This window comes from Pseudomonas sp. LBUM1671 (assembly GCF_059695685.1).
Map to the genome: position 1 here is coordinate 131,893 of NZ_CP166782.1, position 23,696 is coordinate 155,588.

Here is a 23,696-nt window from a genome sequence, read left to right on the forward strand (position 1 = left end):
AAGTCTAGCGCGTCGCCGGTGATTGCACCGTGCCATTGTCTTTTAACGGGCTAACCTGCACCATCAACCGAATTCCACCTGCCTGACCTGGATGCCTCGCATTGGCGGTACGTTTCGCGATCCCTCGGACTTTGCGCTGGTTGTGCTGCGCGTTGCTGCTGGCTGGCGCCATGCTGGGCGGGCTGCATGCCGACTGGGATTTTTCGCTTATCAGCCGCAAGGCGCAGGCCTTGTACGGACCATTGGGCGACGGGAAGCCGCGCATCGACGCCTGGCAACAGTTGCTGGCCACGCAAAAACAGGTCAGCGAGCTTGAACAGCTCAATGTGGTCAACCGGTTTTTCAACAAGCAGGTGCGTTACGTTGAAGACATCGACCTGTGGCACGAGGTCGATTATTGGGAAACACCCATCGAAGCCCTGTGGAAGGGTGCCGGCGATTGCGAAGACTACGCGATCGCCAAATACTTCAGCCTGCGCCATCTCGGCGTTTCCAGTGACAAGCTGCGCATCACTTACGTCAAGGCTCTGCGGCTGAACCGGGCGCACATGGTGCTGACTTACTACTCGAGCCCCGAGGCTATGCCGCTGGTGCTCGACAGCCTGATCGATGCAATAAAGCCGGCCAGCCAACGAACCGATCTGCTACCGGTCTACTCTTTCAATGCCGAAGGGTTGTGGTTGCCGGGCGCCAAGGGCAACAAGAAGGTCGGTGATACCAAACGCCTGTCTCGCTGGCAGGACGTGTTGAAGAAAATGCAGGCCGAAGGTTTCCCGGTCGAGACGACTAATTAGGAGCACGCGCTCAGATGTCTTTGTTCAAACAGCTGTTGATCGCTATCTGTCTGTTCCTGGTGGTCGCCTTCACCGGCAGCTTCATGGTCAGCCTGGAAAGCTCGCGCACCCAGTACGTCAACCAGTTGCGCTCCCACGCCCAGGACGCCGCGACGGCATTGGCGCTGTCCCTGACACCGAATATCGACGATCCGGCGATGGTCGAGTTGCTAGTCAGTTCGATCTTCGACAGCGGGTATTACGCGAGCATCCGCGTGGTCGATCTCAAGACCGACCAGACCATCGTCGAGCGCAACGGCATTCCGGCGGTGAACAACGTGCCGGACTGGTTCATCAAAATGATCGGCCTGGAACCGGCCGGCGGCGATGCGCTGGTCAGCCGAGGCTGGGAGCAGGCGGCGCGGGTCGAGGTGGTCAGCCACCCGATGTTCGCCTTGGCCAAACTGTGGCAGAGCGCGCTCGGCAGCCTCGGCTGGTTGTTGATCTGCGGCGCAGTGAGCGCGGTGTTGGGTGCGCTGTTGTTGCGTCGACAACTGAAGCCGCTGGACTACATGGTCAAGCAATCCCACGCCATCGCTCGCCGCGAGTTCCTCAGCCTGCCGGAACTGCCCCGCACGCCTGAACTGCGCCGCGTGGTGCAGGCGATGAATCAGATGGTCGAGAAGCTCAAGGCGCTGTTTCAGGAACAGGCCGAGCGCAGTGAAAAACTGCGGGTCGAGTCCTACCAGGACAACCTGACGGGTCTGGCGAATCGTCGCTATTTCGAGATGCAACTGAATGCCCGGGTGAGCAATCCGGAGCAGGCGAGTTCGGGTTATCTGCTGTTGTTGCGGGTCAAGGACCTGGCCGGTTTGAACCAGCGTCTGGGTGGTCAGCGCACCGACCAATTGTTGCAAGCCGTGGGCGAGCAACTGTCCCGCGAGTGCGCCAAGTACCCGGAAACTCAGAACCTCGTCACGAGGATCCGTGGCGGTGAGTTTGCCGTGCTGGCGCCGGGGCTGGTGCGCGAAGAAGCGCTGCAACTGGCGCAGAACCTCGACAGTGCCTTGGCGAGCCTGCATGCGACCGGCGCCACTGACGTGGCCTCGGTCGCGTCAATCGGGCTGGCACCGTTTGTTCATGGCGATTCACCGCAAGCCGTACTCGGGCTGGGCGACCAGGCACTCGCCCAGGCTGAAGGGCAGGGAGAACAGAGCTGGGCGTGCCTCGATCACAGCGCTTCGGCCAGCGTCGGGGATGACCATCACGCCTGGAACAACTTGCTGGATCAGGCGCTGAATCAGCGGCGGTTCCAGTTGTATTTCCAACCGGTGGTGGCCACTCAGGACACGCAACTGGTGCTGCATTACAAGGTACTGTCGCGGTTGATCGACGACCAGGGCCAGACCATTCCCGCCGGACGCTTCCTGCCGTGGCTCGAGCGCTTTGGCTGGACCGCGCGCCTGGATCGGCTGATGTTGGAGCTGGTGCTTGAGCAGATGGCCGAGCATGAAGAGTCGCTGGCGCTGAACCTGTCTTCGGCAACGCTGGCCGATCCGCAGGCGCTGAATAAAGTCTTCGAGATTTTGCGTGCCCACTCCGACCTCGGGCCGCGGCTGACCCTGGAAATCGGCGAGGAGCAACTGCCCGAGCAAGCGATGCTGGAAGAACTGACGCGGCGTTTGCGTGAGCTTGGGTTCTCGTTGAGCCTGCAACGGTTTGGCGGGCGCTTCAGCATGATCGGCAACCTGGCGCGGCTGGGGTTGGCGTATCTGAAGATCGACGGCAGTTACATCCGCGCGATTGATCAGGAAAGCGACAAGCGCCTGTTTATCGAGGCGATCCAGCGGGCGGCACACAGCATTGATCTGCCGTTGATTGCCGAGCGGGTGGAAACCGAAGGGGAGTTGCTGGTGATTCGGGAGATGGGCTTGTATGGAGTTCAGGGGCAGTTGTTTGGTGAGCCGAAGCCCTGGCAATAAGGCGTTATAGCTGCATCGCCAATGAGTCCGCCTTCGCGAGCAAGCCCGCTCCCACAGTGGAGCTGTGTTGACCACTAAATCCGGGTCACCCCAAAACCCTGTGGGAGCGGGCTTGCCCGCGAAGGCGTCAGTGCAGACACCAATGAACTCGGGGCCTTAGATCAACCCCGTCTCATCATCATCGATCAAATGACTCAACCCACCCAACGCCTCACGGGCCTGGGTCCGGTCCATCAGCTTGGCCTGGGCGGCAGCCGGCAGGTCGGTGACGCGGATCACGCCTTTGCTGGTCAGGACCTGGATCAAGTCGTCGAGTACCCGGATCATTTCCAGGTCGCTCTGCTTGAGCTGCTTGAGGCTGGTTTCCATCACTTCATTGGCATACCAGGCCTGGATTTCATGGTGGTCGGCTGGCAGCGTTTCCGTGGCCTCGGCGTAGGCCGCGGCTTCCACGCGCACTAACTGACCTTGCGCATCGCGTTGCACGTAGAACATTGAGCATCCCTCAGAATTGAACCAGCGTCATGCTGTCAGCAGCATAGGCCAACTGGACGCGAGTATGCGGTGCGGCGACGAAATCGTCACCGGGGGATGGGCACAAATGCAACGGCCGCCCCATAAGGGCGGCCGTTTTTTGTTGGATCAGCTGTTGTTGTGATCGACTTTGATGGTCGGGTCACTGCCGGCAATCAACGTGTGAATGTTGGCGCTGGACCAGTTGTTGCCTTCCAGTTTGATCGTCACATCCGGCGTTGCGGCGGCCGCGTCGCCCGAGTTGAACTTGCCGCCGGAACTGACTTGCAACGACGACACGCCATCCACGGTGCTGATTTTCAGGAAGTTGTCGATGGTGCTGCCGGTTTCGCCTTGCAGCAGATCGCGCAGGTCGATGCGATCACCTTCGCTGGCCTTGAAGTCCTTGATCACGTCGCTGCCGGTGTCGCCAGCCTTCCAGACGAAGGTGTCGGCACCCGAGCCGCCAATCAGGATGTCGTTGCCCTGACCGCCCATCAGCGAGTCGTTACCCGAGCCGCCGAGCAGAATGTCATTGCCCTTGCCGCCGTCGAGCAGGTCATTGCCGCCCTGGCCGAAGATTATGTCATTGCCCGCAACGCCCAACAGCGTGTCGTTGCCGTCATGGGCACCGGACACGTCGAATGCGCTGTAGTGCTCGGTGATGAACTGGTGCACGTTGCTGGTCGTGACTTTGCTGACGTCCACGCCGGTTTCTTTGGCGACGAACGCCTGCATCGCCTGATAACCCTCGCCGGCGATACCGTTGAAGCTCACCAGGTCGCCGAACAGGATGTCGTTGCCGTTGCCGCCATTGACTGTGTCGGCACCCGGCAGGGTCGCTTCGGTGTGACCGATGATCGAGTTGGCCAGGTCTTTCGGATCGATGTTGGTTTGCGGCGTCTTGTCCGAGTCGTACGGCTTGAGGTCGCTGAGGGTGACGTCTTTGTTCAGGCCGATGGCTTCAACCGTCGACACCTTGTCCAGCAGCGCGAAACCGCTGGTGGAGTTGTCGATGGCGCTGGAGCCGGTGCTGCTGCCGTTGCCGTCGCGATAGGACAGCTCATACGTGCCGTTACCCTCAGCGCGAATGGTGCCCAGTTCGGAACTGCTCCAGTAACCGCCCCACGAGCTCTTATACGTCTGCAGCGTGACGGTGCCGGAGTTATCGATGGTCAGGTAGTGAGTGCTGTCCAGGTAGCCCGAGTAGGTCTGCCCCAACTTGTAATTGGTGGTGGTGATGACGTCATCGAGCTTCACGTTGCCGAACAGGGTCGGGTTGGTCTGCTCACCGCTCTGGTAGTAGGTCGGCTTGCCGTCGGTGATGAAGTACGTGAGGTTCTTCGCCCCGGTGTTGGCCATGGCGTCGGCGCTCTGGAACCAGTTCGCCGTGGTTTTGAACACGTCCTCATAGTTGGTGCCGCCGCCGGACGCCATGGAATCCAGTACTGCTTTGAGCAGGATCAGCGCATTCGGATCGTTCAGGTTCACCGAGACAGACTTGTTGACCTGATTATCGAAGTCCGCGAGGAAGATGTTCACGGTGCCGGAGTTGCCGCCCATGCTCTGCTTGAGCGTGTTGAACACGGCGGTCAGCGAGTCCTTGGCGGCGCTGATCGACGACGCACTCATGCTGCCCGAGCTGTCGACCATGAACGCGATGTTGTAGTTGGTGCCTGGCACCACGGTCAGCCCGCCAATGTCGGCGACCATGATGTCGTTGCCGTCGGTGCCAGTGATGGTGTCATCGGCCGCCGTGGCGGTAACGGCGTTGTAGACCGCCGGGTAAACCGTGACCGGGATTGTCGCGGTGCTGACCGCCGAGCCGCCGAGAACCTCGGTGGAGGTTGAGGTCACGGTCAGGTTGAACTGGCCGTTGTAGTACGGCGGCGGGGTCACGGTCAGGGAGCCGAGGTTCCAGCCGGTGACGTTGGCTTCACCCGACGAGGTGCTGGCGGTGAAGGTGTGGCCGGTGCCGTCGGTGAGCACGGAGCCCGCCGGGATGCCGCTGATCTTCACGACCAGGCTTTCGGAGCCGTCGGTGTCCGTGAGCGCAGTCTTGATCGCAGACAGGTGAACGCTGGTGCCTTCGGCCGCTTCGTTGAGCTTGTAGCCGTCGTAGTAGCCTTCGCCGTTGGTGCCGTGCAGGTCGGACACCGTCACGCCGGAAGCGGCCAGGTCTGCAATGCCGGTGTACAGCGGCACACCAGCGCTGCTCAGGTCGACCGCTGCAGCGCCGTTGACCGACAGGTTGACGTCATAGCTGCCCGGGCCGCTCTGGTTGTGGTGGTAGATGTCCAGGGTGTAGTAGCCGCTGGCGGTCGGGGTGAACGAACCGCTCAGGCTGCCGCCCGCGCCCCAGAGCGCGCTGGCCACGTTTTTGCCGCCGATGGTCACGAGCAGGCTGTCATCGCCGGTGCCGCTGAAGCTGTAAGTCTTGCCAGCTTCGAGGTAGATCAGGCCCGAGGTTTTCGACGCGGTGCCCGCGGTCACGCTGCCGTCGGACTGCACGTTGGTCACGGTAGTGCTGCTGTTCGGTTTCCCGGCTGCATCGATCACTGACTTAAGCGTGTTCGACGCCGCGCCGCTGCCGTCGGTGCCGAGGCCCGACAGGCCGGTCCAGACTTCCTTGATCAGCCCGGTGGATTTGACGCTGTTGTTCGCAACGCTCAGGGACGGCGCGTCGGCAACCGGCGTGATGTCGATTTTGATCGTGCCGGTGTTGCCCAGCAGCGAACCGTCGGTTGGCTGGAACTTGATCTGTGCGTAGTCCGCCAGATTGTTGCCCACGCCGGTGCCGCCGTAGCCGTTGGTGCCGGACTCGTTGGCATCTGGCAGGAAGCGCACTTTACCCGCGTCGATGTCAGCCTTGGACAGGGTCTGATTGGTCGCCACGTCGGTCCAGGTCGAACCGTTCAGGTACTGCAATTTGCCTTCGCCCGGCAGGCCGGTGATTTTTACGCCGAGGCTGGCGGCCGGACTGTCGACATCGCTGACGCCGAAGGTCGACCAGCCGAGGATCAGCGGGGTGTCTTCGGTGCCGGTGACATTAACCGGCGCGGCGGTCGGTGCATCGTTCACGGCCACGACGTTGACGGTGGTGGTCGCGGTGTTGGAGTAGTTGCTGCCATCGGTCACCGTCACGGTGATGATCCGCGGCACGGTGCTCGGGTCTTCACTGCTGTTGGTGAAGCTGATGTTCTTGATCTGTTGCATGTAGTCGGCCAGCGTCGCGTTGCCGGACAACGTCAGCGTGACGGTGCCGTCCTTGCTGTTGGCATTGATGGAGATGCCGTTGACGCTGTTGCCCAGGTTCAGCGCATCGCCCGGCTGACGGTTGGTCAGCACAATGGTCGCGCCGGTCAGCATCGTGCTGTCCGGGTCGGTGATTTTCAGGTCGGTGTCGCCGATCGATACGCCCTGGCCCGTGGTGCCTTCGGTGAAGGTCACGTTGTAGTTGGCACCGCTGGCGCCGCTGGAGTTGTTGGCATCCAGGTCGAGCACGGGCGGCGCGTCGTTGTCGACGATCGCGGTGCTGATGCTGCCGTTGGTCGCGCTGATCGCCAGGTTCTCGAAGTTGCCGCCGGTGGCCGAGTCGATCTTGACCACGAAGTTTTCAGTGCCTTCGGTGATCCGGTCGTCGAGGGTCGCGACGTTGAAATTCGCCGTGCTGGCGCCCGCCGGAATTTTCACGGTGTACACACCGGTGAAGTCCGAACCGTCGGCGGCGGTGCCGCTGTAGGTGATCTTCAGGGTGACTTCGGTCTGCGCCGGGCTCGTGAGGCTGACGGTGTAGCTGGCGGTCTGGCCTTCGGTCACCGAAGTACTGCCGGTGATGCTGACCTCAGTTCTGTCTTGAGTGTCGGTGACGCTGGTGACGGCTGCGGCCGGGCTCTTGACCAGGTTCTCGAAGTTGCCACCGGTGGCGTTGCTGATGGTCGCCTGGACCGTGCCCGCGTCTTTGTAAACGTCGTCTTTCGGCGCATCAACGCTCACGGTGCCGGTGGTTTTGCCGGCATCGATGGTGATGGTCGCGCCGTTGCTCAGGGTCACGGTCACCGGTGTGCCGGCGGCGTTGGTCAGGGTGGCGGTGTAGATGATCTGGCCACCTTCGGCCACCAAGTTGCTCGCACTCAGCGACAGCGTGGTCGTGTCGGTGGTGTCGGTCACGGTAGTGCTGACCGGGGTTTTATCGGCCACCAGATTTTCGTAGTTGCCGCCGCTGACGTTGGTGATCGAGTTGGTCAGTGGTGTATGGCCGGTCAACGCATCGTTGGGAGCGAGGGTGGTCACGAAGCCGGTGGTTTTGCCGATGTCGATGGTGATCGTCTGGCCGTTGGCCAACGACACAGTCACTGGCGAACCGGTGACTGGCGCACCGACGGTGGCGGTGTAAGTGACGGTGCCACCTTCAGCCGCGGTGCCGGTAGCGCTGAGTTTGACCGTCGACGTGTCAATGGTGTCGGTGACATTGGTCACGGCTGGAACCGTGCTCGGCACCAGGTTTTCGAAGTTGCCACCGGTCGCGGTGGTGATCGTGGTGCTGACCTTGCCAGCGTCAATGTAGACGTCGTCTTTTGGCGCATCAACGGTCACGGTGCCGGTGGTTTTACCGGCGTCGATGGTGATGGTCGCACCGTTGCTCAGGGTCACGGTCACAGGAGTGCCGGCCGCATGGGTCAGATTCGCGGTGTAGACGATCGAGCCGCCTTCAGCGACCGAGTTGGTAGCGCTCAGGCTGACGGTGGTGGTGTCTGCGGTATCCGTAACCGAGGTGTTTGCCGACTTGCCATCGACATCGAGCTTCTCGTAATTGCCGCCCTTGGCTTCGTCGATTTTGACGCTCAGGGAGCTGCCACCGGCCAGGGCATCGTTCGGTGCAACGAAGTTCACGCTGCCGCTGCTCGAACCGACCGGAATGGTGATGGTCTGGCCGTTGGACAAGCTCACGACAACCGGCGAGCCGGTGACTGGAGCGGTGACGGACGCGGTGTACACCACGGTGCCGCCTTCGGCCACGCTGCTATTGGCCGTCAAACTGACGGTCGAAGTGTCGACGGTGTCGGTCACATCGGTAACCGCAGCCGCCGGGTCTTTGACCAGGCTTTCGAAGTTGCCGCCAGTAGCATCCTTGATGGTCGCTTCGACTTTGCCTGCGTCTTTGTAGACGTCATCGGCTGGTGCTTTGACAGTCACGGAGCCGGCAGTCGCGCCAGCAGCGATGGTGATCACCGCGCCGTTGCTCAGAGTGACTGTGACCGGCGTGCCGGCTGCGTTGGTCAGGTTCGCGGTGTAGACAATCGAGCCGCCTTCAGCCACGGAATCCGTCGCAGTCAGGCTAATAGTCGTGGTGTCAGCCGAGTCGGTGACCGAGGTGTCCGCCGACTTGCCATCAACATCGAGCTTCTCGTAGTTACCACCCTTCGCATCATCAATCTTGACGCTCAGGGAACCGCCGCCGGCGAGGGCATCGTTCGGCGCAACGTAGTTCACGCTGGCGCTGCTCGAGCCGACCGGAATGGTGATGGTCTGGCCGTTCGAGAGGCTCACAACCACTGGCGAACCCGTAACCGGTGCGGTCACGGACGCGGTGTAAACCACGGTGCCGCCTTCGGCCACGCTGCTATTGGCCGTCAAACTGACGGTCGAAGTGTCGACGGTGTCGGTCACATCGGTAACCGCAGCCGCCGGGTCTTTCACCAGGTTCTCGAAATTGCCGCCAGTCGCGTCCTTGATGGTCGCTTCGACTTTGCCAGCATCTTTGTAGACGTCGTCGGCAGGTGCCTTGACGGTCACGGAGCCGCTGGTGGCGCCAGCCGCGATGGTGATCACCGCGCCGTTCGACAGGTTTACGGTGACCGGCGTGCTGGCAGCGTTGCTCAGGTTCGCCGTGTAAACAATCGACCCACCTTCAGCCACCGAATCAGTCGCGCTCAAGCTCAGCGTCGTGGTATCCGCACTGTCGGTCACTTTGGTGACGACAGCCGAGCGGTCGGTGTCGAGTTTTTCGAAGTTGCCGCCAGCGCTCTCTGCAATCGCTGCCCGGACGGGCGATGCGCCGGTGTAGACGTCATTCGGCACGGTGTACGGCGCCGAGCCGCTGGACTCGCCGGCCTTGATGTTGATCACCAGGCTGTTGTTCAGGGTCACGGTCATGGCTGTGTCGGCCGGGTGGCTCAGCGTGGCGGTGTAGGTGATCTGGCCACCTTCGCCGACGGAGCTCACATCAGCACTGAGTTTCAGTGTGGTGGTGTCGATGGTGTCGTTGACGGTGGTGGTGTGCGTGGTTTTGCTGACGTCGAGTTTTTCGAAGTTGCCGCCTTCGGTGCTGGCGATACCAACGGTGATCTTGCTGCCGTCCTTGTAGACGTCATCGGCCGGCGCCGGGATGGTGATGAAACCCGACTTGTCGCCGGCCTTGATCACGACGCTCTCGCCGTTGCTCAGTTTGACCGTCATGTCAGTGCCGGCGGCGTTGCTGAGGTTGACGGTGTAAGTGATGGTGCCGCCCTCGACCACGTAGTCGCTGGCGGTCATGGTCACTTTGGTGGTGTCCAGGGTGTCACTGATGGCGGTCGAGGTCGGAGTCTTGTCGGCGACCAGGTTCTCGTAATTGCCGCCTGTGACTTCCTTGATGGCATTGGTCAGCGGTTCGTGGCCGACCAAGGCATCGTTCGGTGCTTTGACGGTGATCGAGGCGTTGCTTTCGCCGACCGCGATGGTGATTTTTTCACCATTGGACAATGTCACGACGACCGGCGAACCCGTGACCGGCGCGGTGACGGAAGCGGTGTACACCACGTTGCCGCCTTCGGCCACGGACGAAGTCGCTGTGAGGCTGACGGTCGACGTGTCGATGGTGTCGGTGACGCTGGTCACGGCTGCTGCCGGGTCTTTGACCAGGTTCTCGAAGTTACCGCCAGTGGCGTCCTTGATGGTCGCTTCGATTGTACCTGCATCTTTGTAGACGTCATCGGCAGGTGCCTTGACGGTGACGGATCCGCTGGTGGCGCCGGCGGCGATGGTGATTACCGCGCCATTGCTCAGCGTCACGGTCACCGGAGTACCGGCCGCGTTGGTCAGGCTCGCCGTGTAAACAATCGAGCCACCTTCAGCCACGGAATCCGTCGCTGTCAGGCTAAGAGTGGTGGTGTCAGCCGAGTCGGTAACGGAGGTGTCCGCTGATTTTCCATCGACATCCAGCTTCTCGTAATTGCCACCCTTGGCGTCGTCGATTTTGACGCTCAAGGAGCCGCCGCCGGCGAGGGCATCGTTCGGCGCAACGAAGTTCACGCTGGCGCTGCTGGCGCCAACCGGAATGGTGATGGTCTGGCCGTTGGACAGCGTCACGACGACCGGCGAGCCGGTCACCGGAGCGGTAACGGACGCGGTGTAAACCACGGTGCCGCCTTCAGCCACGGACGAAGTCGCGGTCAGGCTGACGGTCGAGGTATCGAGAGTGTCGGTAACGTCAGTCACTGCCGGAACAGTGCTTGGCACCAGGTTTTCGAAGTTGCCGCCAGTCGCGTCCTTGATGGTCGCTTCGACCTTGCCGGCATCTTTATAGACGTCATCGGCCGGTGCCTTGACGGTCACGGAGCCAACCGTCGCGCCAGCCGCGATGGTGATCACCGCGCCGTTCGACAGGTTCACGGTGACCGGCGTTCCGGCAGCGTTGGTCAGGGTCGCGGTGTAGACAATCGAACCGCCTTCAGCCACCGAATCCGAAGCGCTCAGGCTCAGGGTGGTGGTGTCTTTGACGTCGGTCACCGAAGTGACCGCCGGGGTTTGATTCGCCACCAGGTTTTCGTAGTTGCCGCCGGTGGTGCCGTCGATTTTCACACTCAGCGAACCGCCGCCGGCCAAGGCATCGTTCGGTGCAACGAAGTTCACGCTGCCCGAACTCGCGCCGACCGGGATGGTGATGAACTGGCCGTTGGACAACGCCACCACCACTGGCGAACCGGTCACTGGCGCATTGACCGAAGCGGTGTAAACCACCGTGCCGCCTTCGACCGTGCTGGCCGTGGCAGTCAGGGACACGGTGCTGTTGTTGATGGTGTCAGTCACATCCGTGACCGCTGGCGTCTTGTCGGCCACCAGGTTTTCGAAGTTGCCACCCGTGGTTTTGGTGATGCTGGCGTCGACTTTGCCGGCGTCTTTGTAGACGTCATCCTTGGGCGCGGCGAAGTTCACCGAACCGGTGGTGGCGCCCTTGGCGATGTTGATCACCGCACCGTTGCTCAGCGTCACGGTCATGGCGGTGCCGGCGGCATTGGTCAGGGTCGCGGTGTAGACGATCGAACCGCCCTCGGCGACCGAGCCGGTGGCGCTCAGGTTCAGACCGGTGGTGTCGGCGGTATCGGTGACAGTGGTGACCGCCGGCGAATGGTCGGCGACGACTTTTTCGAAGTTGCCGCCGCTTTGGCTGGCGATCGTCGCCTGGACTTTGCCGCCGTCAATGTACGGCGTGTTGGCCGGTGCAGCGAAGTTGACCGAACCGCTGCTGGCGCCGGCGGCGATGTTGATCACTGCGCCGTTGCTCAACTTCACGGTCATCGCCGTGTCCGTCGGGTTGCTCAGAGTGGCGGTGTAGGTGATCTGGCCACCTTCGCTCACGGTATGGCTGGCCGACAGGGACAGGGACGTCGTGTCCACCGTGTCTTTGACGGTGGTGCTCACGGACGCCTTGCTGATGTCGAGTTTTTCGAAGTTGCCACCGCTGGCGTCAGTCATCTTGACGGTGAGCTTGCCGGCATCCTTATAGACGTCGTCGCTTGGTGCCGCGATGGTGACCGAACCGCTGGTCTTGCCGGCCGCGATGGTGATGGTCTCGCCGTTGCTCAGCTTGACGGTCACCGGGGTTTGCGCGGCGTTGCTCAGGGTCGCGGTGTAGGTGATGTTCGAACCTTCGAGTACAGACTTGTCAGCGCTGAGGGTCAGTTGAGTGGTGTTTGTGGTGTCGGCAACGTTGGTCACGGCCGGATTCGGGCTGGTGACCAGGCTTTCAAAGTTGCCGCCAGCGGCGTCCTTGATGGTGACTTCGACTTTGCCGGCGTCCTTGTAGACGTCGTCTTTCGGTGCGTCGACGGTCACGGTGCCGGTGGTTTTGCCGGCCGCAATGGTGATCACGGCACCGTTGCTCAGGGTCACAGTGACCGGCGTGCCGGCCGGGTTGGTCAGGGTCGCGGTATAAACGATCGAGCCACCCTCGTTGACGTTGCCAGTGGCGGTCAGCGACAGAGTGGTGGTGTCGACGGTGTCGGTCACGCTGGTGCTGACCGGGGTTTTATCGGCGACCAGGTTTTCGTAGTTGCCGCCGCTGACGTTGGTGATCGAATTGGTCACCGGCGCATGGCCGCTCAGCACATCGTTGGAGACCACGGCGTTGACGGTACCGCTGCTGGCGCCAACCGCGATGGTGATGGTCTGACCGTTGGCCAGCGTCACGATCACTGGCGAACCGGTGACAGGTGCGCCGACGGAGGCGGTGTAAACCACGGTGCCGCCTTCAGCCACAGTGCTTGTGGCGGTCAGCGTGACGGTCGACGTATCGAGGGTGTCGGTGACGCTGGTCACGGCGGCTGCCGGGTCTTTGACCAGGTTCTCGAAGTTGCCGCCCGTAGCGTCCTTGATGGTCGCTTCTACTTTGCCGGCGTCTTTGTAGACGTCGTCGGCTGGCGCCTTGACGGTGACGGAGCCGCTGGTGGCGCCGGCGGCGATGGTGATTACGGCGCCGTTGCTCAGTGTGACGGTGACCGGCGTACCGGCCGCGTTGGTCAGGGTCGCGGTATAAACGATCGAGCCACCCTCGTTGACGTTGCCAGTGGCGGTCAGCGACAGAGTGGTGGTGTCGACGGTGTCGGTCACGCTGGTGCTGACCGGGGTTTTATCGGCGACCAGGTTTTCGTAGTTGCCGCCGCTGACGTTGGTGATCGAATTGGTCACCGGCGCATGGCCGCTCAGCACATCGTTGGAGACCACGGCGTTGACGGTACCGCTGCTGGCGCCAACCGCGATGGTGATGGTCTGACCGTTGGCCAGCGTCACGATTACTGGCGAACCGGTGACAGGTGCGCCGACGGAGGCGGTGTAAACCACGGTGCCGCCTTCAGCCACAGTGCTTGTGGCGGTCAGCGTGACGGTCGACGTATCGAGGGTGTCGGTGACGCTGGTCACGGCGGCTGCCGGGTCTTTGACCAGGTTCTCGAAGTTGCCGCCCGTAGCGTCCTTGATGGTCGCTTCGACTTTACCGGCGTCTTTGTAGACGTCATCGGCAGGCGCCTTGACGGTCACGGAGCCGCTGGTGGCACCGGCGGCGATGGTGATTACGGCGCCGTTGCTCAATGTCACGGTGACCGGAGTGCCGGCCGCGTTGGTCAGGTTAGCGGTGTAGACGATGGAGCCGCCTTCAGCCACGGAATCCGTCGCACTCAGGCTCAGAGTGGTGGTGTCTGCGGAGTCGGTGACCGAGGTGTCAGCCGACTTGCCATCGACGTCCAGCTTCTCGTAGTTGCCGCCCTTGGCGTCGTCGATCTTGACGCTTAGGGAACCGCCGCCGGCCTGGGCATCGTTCGGCGCGACGAAGTTGACGCTGGCGCTGCTCGAACCGACCGGAATGGTGATGGTCTGGCCGTTGGACAAGGTCACAACGACTGGCGAACCGGTGACCGGAGCAGTGACGGACGCGGTGTACACCACGGTCCCACCTTCAGCCACGGACGAAGTCGCGGTCAGGCTGACCGTCGACGTGTCGACGGTGTCGGTCACGTCAGTTACAGCCGCTGCCGGGTCTTTCACCAGGTTTTCGAAGTTGCCGCCGGTAGCGTCCTTGATGGTCGCTTCGACTTTGCCGGCGTCTTTGTAGACGTCATCGGCAGGCGCCTTGACGGTCACGGAGCCGCTGGTGGCACCGGCGGCGATGGTGATTACGGCGCCGTTGCTCAATGTCACGGTGACCGGAGTGCCGGCCGCGTTGGTCAGGTTAGCGGTGTAGACGATGGAGCCGCCTTCAGCCACGGAATCCGTCGCGGCCAGGCTCAGAGTGGTGGTGTCTGCAGAATCAGTGACCGAGGTATCCGCCGACTTGCCGTCAACATCCAGCTTCTCGTAGTTACCGCCCTTCGCATCATCAATCTTGACGCTCAGCGAGCCGCCGCCAGCGAGGGTATCGTTCGGTGCGACGAAGTTCACGCTGGCGCTGCTGGCGCCAACAGGAATGGTGATGGTCTGGCCATTCGAGAGGCTCACAACCACTGGCGAACCGGTGACCGGAGCAGTCACGGACGCGGTGTACACCACGGTGCCACCTTCAACCACGGACGAAGTAGCGGTCAGGCTGACCGTCGACGTGTCGACGGTGTCGGTCACGTCAGTCACAGCCGCTGCCGGGTCTTTGACCAGGTTTTCGAAATTGCCGCCAGTCGCATCCTTGATGGTCGCTTCTACTTTGCCGGCGTCTTTGTAGACGTCATCGGCTGGTGCCTTGACGGTCACGGAGCCGCTGGTGGCGCCGGCTGCAATGGTGATCACCGCGCCGTTCGACAGGTTTACGGTGACTGGTGTGCCGGCCGCGTTGGTCAAGTTCGCGGTGTAGACGATCGAACCGCCTTCGGCGACCGAATCGGTTGCTGTCAGGCTAAGCGTGGTGGTGTCCGCCGAGTCGGTGACCGAGGTGTCGGCCGACTTGCCGTCGACGTCCAGCTTCTCGTAGTTGCCGCCCTTCGCATCATCAATCTTGACGCTCAGCGAGCCGCCGCCAGCGAGGGTATCGTTCGGTGCGACGAAGTTCACGCTGGCGCTGCTGGCGCCGACCGGAATGGTGATGGTCTGGCCGTTGGACAAGCTCACGACAACCGGCGCGCCGGTCACTGGCGCGGTCACGGACGCGGTGTAAACAACGGTCCCACCTTCAGCCACGGATGAAGTCGCGGTCAGGCTGACGGTCGAAGTGTCGACGGTGTCGGTCACGTCAGTCACAGCCGCAGTCGGGTCTTTGACCAGGTTTTCGAAGTTGCCGCCGGTAGCGTCCTTGATGGTCGCTTCGACTTTTCCGGCGTCTTTGTAGACGTCATCGGCAGGCGCCTTGACGGTGACGGAGCCGCTGGTGGCGCCGGCGGCGATGGTGATTACGGCGCCGTTGCTCAGGGTGACGGTGACCGGCGTACCGGCCGCGTTGGTCAGGCTAGCGGTGTAGACGATCGAACCGCCTTCAGCGACCGAATCAGTCGCGGCCAGGCTCAGAGTGGTGGTGTCTGCAGAATCAGTGACCGAGGTGTCCGCCGACTTGCCGTCAACATCCAGCTTCTCGTAGTTACCGCCCTTTGCATCATCAATCTTGACGCTCAGGGAACCACCGCCCGCGAGGGCATCGTTCGGTGCAACAAAATTCACGCTACCCGAACTGGCGCCGACCGGAATGGTGATGGTCTGGCCATTCGAAAGGGTCACCACAACTGGCGAGCCGGTCACCGGAGCGGTCACAGACGCGGTGTAAACCACGGTCCCACCTTCAGCCACAGACGAAGCCGCGGTCAGGCTGACGGTCGAGGTATCGAGGGTATCGGTAATGTCGGTGACTGCCGGAACAGTGCTCGGCACCAGGTTCTCGAAGTTACCGCCGCTGGCGTCCTTGATGGTCGCTTCGACTTTACCGGCATCTTTATAGACGTCATCGGCCGGAGCCGGGACGCTCACGCTGCCAGTGGTCGCCCCCGCCGCGATGGTGATCACCGCGCCGTTCGAAAGGGTGACGGTGACCGGCGTGCCAGCCGCATTGGTCAGGGTCGCGGTGTACAGAATCTGACCCCCCTCGGCCACTTCGGTGGACGCTGACAGGCTCAGGCCGGTGTCGTCCTTTGAGTCGGTAATGGTGGTCAGCGCCGGTTCGGTGCTCGGGGTCAGCTGCTCGAAATTGCCGCCGGTGGTCCCGGTGATGGTGGTGCTGACGGTGCTGCCGTTGTTGTAGACATCATTCGCCGCCGTATCGACGGTCACACTGCCGGTGGTTTTGCCCGCTTCGATGGTGATGACCGAGCCATTGCTCAAGGTCACGGTCATCGGCGTGCCGGCCGGGTTGGTCAACGTGGCGGTGTAGGTGATCTGGCCGCCTTCGACGACGGTGCCGGTGGCGCTGAGGCTCAGGCCGGTGTTGTCGACCGAGTCGGTAATGGTGGTGACCGCAGGCGTGGTGCTCGGGGTCAGTTGCTCGAAATTGCCGCCGGTGGTCCCGGTGATGGTGGTGCTGACGGTGCTGCCGTTGTTGTAGACGTCATTTGCCGCCGTCTCAACGGTCACGCTGCCGGTGGTCTTGCCCGCCTCGATGGTGATGACCGAGCCATTGCTCAAGGTCACGGTCATCGGCGTGCCGGCCGGGTTGGTCAACGTGGCGGTGTAGGTGATCTGGCCGCCTTCGACGACGGTGCCGGTGGCGCTGAGGCTCAGGTCGGTGTTGTCGACCGAGTCGGTAATGGTGGTGACCGCGGGCGTAGTACTCGGCACCAGGTTCTCGAAGTTGCCGCCGGTGGCACCAGTGATCGTTGTGCTGACGGTGCTGCCGTTCTGATAAACGTCGTTGGCCGCGGTGTCGACGTTCACGGAGCCGGTGGTTTGGCCGGCTCCGATGGTGATGGTCGAGCCGTTGGACAGGGTGACAGTGACCGGCGTTTGAGCCGGATTGGTCAGGGTGGCGGTGTAAGTGATCTGCCCGCCTTCGGTGACTGTCGAACCCGCCGTCAGTGTGAGGGTGGTGGTGTCCGGCGAGTCGGTAATGGTGGTCACGGCCGGAGCCGGGTTAGGCACCAGGTTCTCGAAATTGCCGCCGGTGGCACCGGTGATGGTGGTGGTGACCGTGCTGCCGTTGTTATAGACGTCGTTGGTCGGTGTTGACACGTCAACAGTGCCGGTGGTTTTGCCAGCCTCGATGGTGATGGTCGAACCGTTGGACAGGGTGACGGTGACCGGTGTCTGCGCCGGGTTGGTCAATGTTGCGGTGTAAGTAATCTGGCCGCCTTCGGTGACGTTGGCGCCGGCGGTCAGGGTGACCGTGGTGGTGTCGACGGTGTCGGTGATCTGGGTTACGGCCGGGGTCGTCGGCGGGGTGACGGTGATGCCGTTGCCACCCGTGGTGCCGGTGACGGTCACGTTGATCTGGGTCGAGTCGTTATAAACGGTGTCGTTTGGTGCGAGCGGGACGTTGACGGTGCCGGTCAACTGGCCGGCCTGGATCACGATCACCGAGCCGTTGGACAAGGTGATGGTCAGGTCGGTCAGCGGTGCCTGGGTCAGGGTCGCCGTGTAAACGAGTACGCCGCCTGCTTCGGTAATCGTCGGCGTAGCGCTGAGGCTCAGGTTCGATTCGCGCTGCACATTGGCACTGGTGTCAGCCGTCTGGCCGCCAGTGGTGAGTTGTGCAGCCTGTGCCGCAGAACTGAGGCCCGCGGTTGGGAAACCAATGGTCGGATCGACGCGGCCAGCGGTTGCGTCCAGCATCACGAAGCTGTGGCCGCCACCCGCCGCACCGCCCGTGCCCGCAGCAGTAGGGCCGGCTGCGGTGGCTTCGAGTTCAGTGGTCGGGTCGGCACCGGCAACGATGGCTTGTTGCAGTTCTTCAACCGATGGCGCGGCTTGTGCAGTGGCTTCTGACAGGTCAGCGCTGGAATCCGGGTCGCTGGCGCTCCATTGAGTGTCGCGGCCCAGGTCCAGGGTCCGGCCGTCAGCCAGTTCCAGCGTAACGGCGCCCGCCGCGCCCGTGTCTACCTGATCGCCGACAAACAACCGGTCGCCTTCAACGAGTACGCGGCGAATGCCCTCTGGGGACACCGCGAAAACCTGACCAACAATGCTTTTGACGATGGCAACAACACTGCTCATTGAAGACTCTCCGGGTGTCACGTTCAGTTGACTTCCATGAACCTGATGGCGTTTTCGCCAAATCAGTCTGGACGTACTTTCAAGATATAATCGGCACAACTTTGACGCGGTTAATCGTCAACAAATTGGCTATATTTTTTCGCTATAAACTATATGCCAAACTATTGACCTTAGTGCTGTCATCCTAAACACTCGCCTCCGTAATGTCACATTGATATTTAGGTAACTACCCGCCCCACAGAGTGTGACTCAGCTACAAATTCAAACTTTCCGACACACGGTCATTCCGATGGTCATCATCCGATGCAGCGGCACGTTCTGCAGTGATTCAAGACAAGTAATTCCGGGAAATTCCAACATGCGTTTGCACCTGTTCAAGGCTTTACCCTTCGCCCTTGCCGCCAGTTTTGTTCAGGCGCAGTCACTTCCGGAGGCCATGCAGCAGGCGTTGGATGTCCATCCGGAAATCCAGGCAGGGGTTAATAGTCGATTGGCCGCGGATTATCAGTTAAAGGCGGCAAAAGGTGGATACCTTCCACGGGTCGATCTGCTGGGCGGTTATGGTCGCGAGGGCACTGACAGCGTCACCACGCGGGCTGCCGGCAACGACAATCACTGGGAAACCCTGAACCGCAGCGAGTCGAGTTTGCGTCTGTCGCAAATGGTTTTTGACGGTTTCGCGACGTCCAGTGAAGTGGGGCGTCAACAAGCCACCGTTAATTCCCGCGCCTATTCCTTGCTGGGCACGTCCGAACGCACCGCGCTGACCGTGGCCCAGGTTTATCTGGAAGTGCTGACCCGCCGTGAATTCGTGCGCCTGGCCACAGACAACCTGAAGAGCCACGAAAGGATCTATGACCAGATCAAATTGCGCACCCAGCGCGGCGTCGGCAGCGGTGCCGACCTCGATCAGGCCGAAGCGCGTATGGCCCAGGCCCGCAACAACCTGATCACCGAACAGACCAACCTGGCAGACGCCGAGACCAACTTTCTCAGCGCCGTGGGCCAGATGCCCGATCAACTGGAGCGGCCTGCCGATTTCCTCGCGCTGTTGCCGGCCAACCTGAACGAAGCCCGCGCGCAGATGCTGGAGAACAGCCCGATCCTGCGTTCCGCCGAGTCCGACATCGCCGCGGCCGAGAAACAGTACGACGCGGCCAAATCGTCCTTCTACCCGCGCTTCGATGCCGAACTGGGTCGCTCCGCCGACAACGATCTCGACGGTCAGAACGGCCACAGCAACGAATGGCAGGCCATGCTGCGCATGCGCTTCAATCTGTATGCCGGCGGCAGCAACAAGGCTGATCTGGAATCCAAGTCCTACCTGTCGAGCCAGGCGCTGGATATCCGTAACAACGCCCTGCGCGTATTGAATGAAGAGTTGGGTCTGGCCTGGAATGCTTTGAACAACGCCAACGCCCAAGTGCCGATCGCCCAGCAATATGTCGATCACAGCACCAGCGTGCGCACCGCGTACCAGAAGCAGTTCAGCCTTGGCGAGCGCACTTTGCTCGACCTGCTCGACAGTGAAAACGAACTGTTCAGCGCTTCCCGTCGCCTGGCGGAGATCAAGAACATTCAGTTATTTACTCAATACCGAATCAAGGCGACCATGGGCGAGTTGCTCAAGAGCCAGGGAGTGGTCGCACCGTTGGCATCCGTTGTGCAGAACGACGTGAAGCCCAGGGTCCAGCTACCCGGGATGAATTGAGTCTTCCCTTTTTTACTGTTAGCCAAGAGTGCCGAGCGTGGAATCAGAAGTCAGTCGAGTTCAACTCATTCATGATCCACGCGCGCTGCACGACGATCCGTTACTGGATGGTCTGCTAGCCCTGTGCACCCTGCACCAGAAGCCGGCCAGCGCCGCGATGCTGACCACCGGCCTGCCATTGCCCAAGCAGCGACTGAGCGTTGAACTGCTGCCCCGCGCCGCTGCTCGCGCCGGCCTGCAAGGGCGAGTGCTGGTGCGCAAGCTGGAGCAGATTCCGGCGATTGCGATGCCAGCGCTGTTGCTGCTCAAGGACGGTCGCAGTGCCGTCCTCCTCGGCTGGCACGGTGAAGACCAGGCCCGCCTGCTGATCAGCGAAAGCGACGGTGGCGAAAGCCTTGTCAGTCGCGAACTGCTGGCCGACGACTACATCGGCAAAGTGTTCTTCGCTCAACCCCAGCACAAATTCGACGTCAATCACGGCACGCTGATCCCGCGCGCGCGCTCGTGGTTCCGCGACACCCTCAAGCGTTCGCGCTGGCTGTACGCCGATGCCATCGCCGCCAGTTTCCTGATCAACATCATCGCCATGGCGGCGCCGCTGTTCGTGATGAACGTCTATGACCGCGTGGTGCCGAACCAGGCTGAATCGACGTTGTGGGTGCTGGCTATCGGCATCACCGGCGCTTACTTGTTCGACCTGATTCTCAAAAGCCTGCGCAGTCTCTGCCTGGACTTGGCCGGGAAGAAAACCGACCTGATCATCTCGGCGACGCTGTTTGAACGCATCGTCGGCATGGCCATGAAATACCGCCCGGCCCGGGTCGGCAGCTTCGCCCAGAACATCCATGAGTTTCAGAGCCTGCGCGATTTCCTCGCGTCGCTGACCCTGACCAGCCTGATCGACCTGCCGTTTACGCTGCTGATCTTCATGGTCATCGCGATTCTCGGCGGGCATCTGGTGTGGATTCCGGTGCTGGCGTTCCCGATAGCGCTACTGATCGGCTATGCGCTGCAGAAGCCGTTGGTGGCGACCATGGAACGGACCATGGCCCTGGGCGCCGAGCGTCAGTCGAGCCTGATCGAAACCCTCGCCGGCCTCGATGCGGTGAAGGTCAACAACGCCGAAAGCGAACGCCAGTATCAGTGGGAACAGACCATCGGCACCCTCAGCCGCCTCGAGTTGCGGGTAAAAATGCTTTCCGGCCTGGCGATGAACATCACCTTGCTGATCCAGCAACTGGCCGGGGTGATCATGATCGTCTTCGGCGTGTACCAGATCATCGCCGGCAACCTGAGCATGGGCGGTCTGATTGCCTGCTACATGCTCAGTGGCCGCGCGCTCAGCCCGCTGGCTTCGTTGTCCGGCTTGCTGACCCGCTACCAGCAAGCGCGGGTGACCATGGTGTCGGTGGACCAGATGATGGAGCTGCCGCAAGAACGCAACTTCGAAGAGCGCCCGCTGAGCCGCAAAGTGCTGCAAGGCGCCATCGAATGCCGGCAGATGAACTTCACCTACCCGAACCAGCAGAACGCGGCGCTGAACAACATCAACCTGGTGATCAAACCGGGCGAGAAGATCGGCATCATCGGTCGCAGCGGCTCGGGCAAAAGCTCCCTGGCCAAACTGCTGGTCGGTCTCTATCAACCGGATGACGGCGCGCTGTTGGTGGACGGCGTCGACATCCGTCAGATCGATGTCAGCGAATTGCGCCACAACATCGGCTACGTCGCGCAGGACATCCAGCTGCTGGCCGGCACCCTGCGCGACAACCTGGTCTCGGGCGCGCGCTATGTAGAGGACGAAATGGTGCTGCAAGCTGCCGAACTGGCCGGCGTGCACGAGTTCGCTCGCCTGCACCCGCAAGGCTATGAACTGCAAGTCGGTGAGCGCGGGCAGAACCTGTCCGGCGGTCAGCGCCAGAACGTTGCCCTGGCCCGTGCGTTGCTGCTCAACCCGCCGATCCTGCTGCTCGACGAACCGACCAGCGCCATGGACAACACCGGCGAAGAACGCCTCAAGCAACGCCTCGCCGCAGTAGTCGAAAACAAGACCGTGGTGCTGGTGACGCACCGGGCATCGCTGTTGTCGCTGGTCGATCGCCTGATCGTCATCGATCGTGGACAAATTCTCGCTGATGGCCCGAAAGCCACCGTGATGGAAGCGTTGAAAAAGGGGCAGATCAGTGTTGCTTAAGTCGGGTTTCAAGGATTCGATCCGCCGTTACTTCAAAGGCTCCGAGTCGCTGCATGGCCAGCCACTTCCGGAGGTCAATAAAGCGCTCATCGAAGACGCCCCGCGTGTAGTGCGGCTGACGATCTGGGCGATCATCGGCTTCTTCGTGTTCCTGATGCTCTGGGCCAATTACGCGGTGATCGACGAAGTCACCAAGGGCGACGGCAAGGCGATTCCGTCGTCGAAGATCCAGAAAATCCAGAACCTTGAGGGCGGTATCGTCTCCGAGTTGTTCGTCACCGAAGGGCAGATCGTCGAAGCCGGTGCGCCGCTGATTCGCCTCGACGACACGCGGTTTGCCTCCAACGTCGGCGAAACCGAAGCCGATCGGCTGTCGATGTTGCTACGCGTGGAGCGCTTGAGCGCCGAGGTCGATGACCGTCCGCTGAATTTTCCCGCCGATGTGCTGAAGGCTGTTCCCGGCCAGGCGGCCAGCGAAGAGTCGCTGTACATCAGCCGCCGTCAGCAGCTGCACGATGAGATCGGCGGGTTGCAGGAGCAGTTGATCCAGCGTCAACAAGAGCTGCGCGAGTTCACCTCCAAACAGTCGCAGTACCGCAATGGCCTGTCGTTGCAGCGTCAGGAAATCAACATGTCCGAGCCGCTGGTGGCCCAGGGCGCGGTGTCGCCGGTCGAGGTGTTGCGACTCAAGCGTGCCGAGGTTGAAACCCGTGGACAACTCGATGCCACGACGCTGGCGATCCCGCGCGCCGAATCGGCGATCAAGGAAGTGCAGCGCAAGATCGACGAGACGCGCGGCAAGTTCCGCAGCGAAGCCCTGACCCAACTCAACGAAGCCCGCACCGACCTGAACAAGGCCCAGGCCACCGGCAAAGCGCTGGAAGACCGGGTCAGCCGGACGCTGGTGACATCGCCGGTACGCGGCATCGTTAACAAGTTGCTGGTGAACACCATCGGCGGCGTGATCCAACCGGGCAGCGACCTGGTGGAAATCGTGCCACTGGACGACACCTTGCTGGTGGAAGCAAAGATTCGCCCGCAAGACATTGCGTTCCTGCATCCCGGACAGGAAGCGACGGTGAAGTTCACCGCGTATGACTACACGATTTATGGTGGGCTGAAGGCCAGGCTTGAACAGATCGGTGCTGACACCATCACCGATGAAGACAAGAAGACCACGTACTACATCATCAAACTGCGCACGGATCGCAGTCACCTGGGGACGGATGAAAAGCCGTTGCTGATCATCCCGGGGATGGTGGCTTCGGTGGATATCATTACCGGCAAGAAGACTGTTCTCAGTTATCTGCTGAAACCGATTATCCGGGCTCGGGCAGAGGCGTTGCACGAGCGGTAGTTCTCCGCCGGGCCTTATCCTCATCGCGGGCAAGCCCGCTCCCACAGGGTTTTGTGATCGTCATAGAACCTGTGGGAGCGGGCTTGCCCGCGATGGCGGCCTCAAGAGCGATAAAAATCAAAAGCCATATCGTTATTCAATAACGATATTTAAATTTCAATTCTTATATCTATAAAGTCATCCTCCTGCGTACCTGCCGACCAATCGGCGCGCCGCACGACACGAACCAACACGGGACTTCCGTGAGTTTCTTGATCGACGCGCGCGCCCTTGAGCGTGCCGTGCGTGGGAGTGA

The 23,696-nt window shown here is 61.6% G+C and carries 7 protein-coding genes; 5 read left to right on the forward strand and 2 right to left on the reverse strand.

Features of this window, described 5'->3' with window-relative positions; translation table 11 throughout:
* Positions 1–101: 101 nt before the first annotated feature.
* A complete protein-coding gene (lapG, locus tag ACA060_RS00640) occupies positions 102–794 on the forward strand; it encodes a cysteine protease LapG (RefSeq protein WP_497314814.1) in 693 nt (230 codons plus the stop codon).
* 14 nt (positions 795–808) lie between these two features.
* Positions 809–2,755 carry a cyclic di-GMP receptor LapD gene (gene lapD, locus ACA060_RS00645; RefSeq protein ID WP_109627174.1) on the forward strand — a complete coding sequence of 649 codons (1,947 nt, stop codon included), beginning with the start codon at positions 809–811 and terminating at the stop codon, positions 2,753–2,755.
* A gap of 156 nt (positions 2,756–2,911) precedes the next feature.
* On the opposite strand, the gene ACA060_RS00650 is transcribed toward lapD, so the two are convergent.
* The gene (locus tag ACA060_RS00650) at positions 2,912–3,250 is read right to left on the reverse strand and encodes a tryptophan synthase subunit beta (RefSeq protein ID WP_109627175.1); all 339 of its coding nucleotides are present in this window, start codon (positions 3,248–3,250) and stop codon (positions 2,912–2,914) included.
* Positions 3,251–3,397: 147 nt separating this feature from the next.
* Complete coding sequence (locus ACA060_RS00655) at positions 3,398–18,139, reverse strand: retention module-containing protein (RefSeq protein ID WP_497314816.1); 14,742 nt, start codon at positions 18,137–18,139, stop codon at positions 3,398–3,400.
* Between the two features lie 358 nt (positions 18,140–18,497).
* Here ACA060_RS00655 and ACA060_RS00660 point away from each other — a divergent pair, with 358 nt between their 5' ends.
* The 3 genes from ACA060_RS00660 to ACA060_RS00670 are packed head-to-tail and all read left to right on the forward strand — an operon-like array spanning position 18,498 to position 23,401.
* On the forward strand, positions 18,498–19,850 hold the full coding sequence (locus ACA060_RS00660; RefSeq protein ID WP_497314818.1) for a TolC family outer membrane protein: 1,353 nt from the start codon (positions 18,498–18,500) through the stop codon (positions 19,848–19,850).
* A 37-nt stretch (positions 19,851–19,887) separates the two neighbouring features.
* Positions 19,888–22,044, forward strand: coding sequence for a type I secretion system permease/ATPase (locus ACA060_RS00665; protein ID WP_109627180.1), 2,157 nt, complete (start codon positions 19,888–19,890; stop codon positions 22,042–22,044).
* Entirely contained in the window at positions 22,034–23,401 is a 1,368-nt protein-coding gene (locus tag ACA060_RS00670; protein WP_497314820.1) for an HlyD family type I secretion periplasmic adaptor subunit, read from the forward strand. Before ACA060_RS00665 ends, ACA060_RS00670 begins: the two co-directional genes overlap by 11 nt.
* The last annotated feature ends 295 nt before the right edge of the window (positions 23,402–23,696 follow it).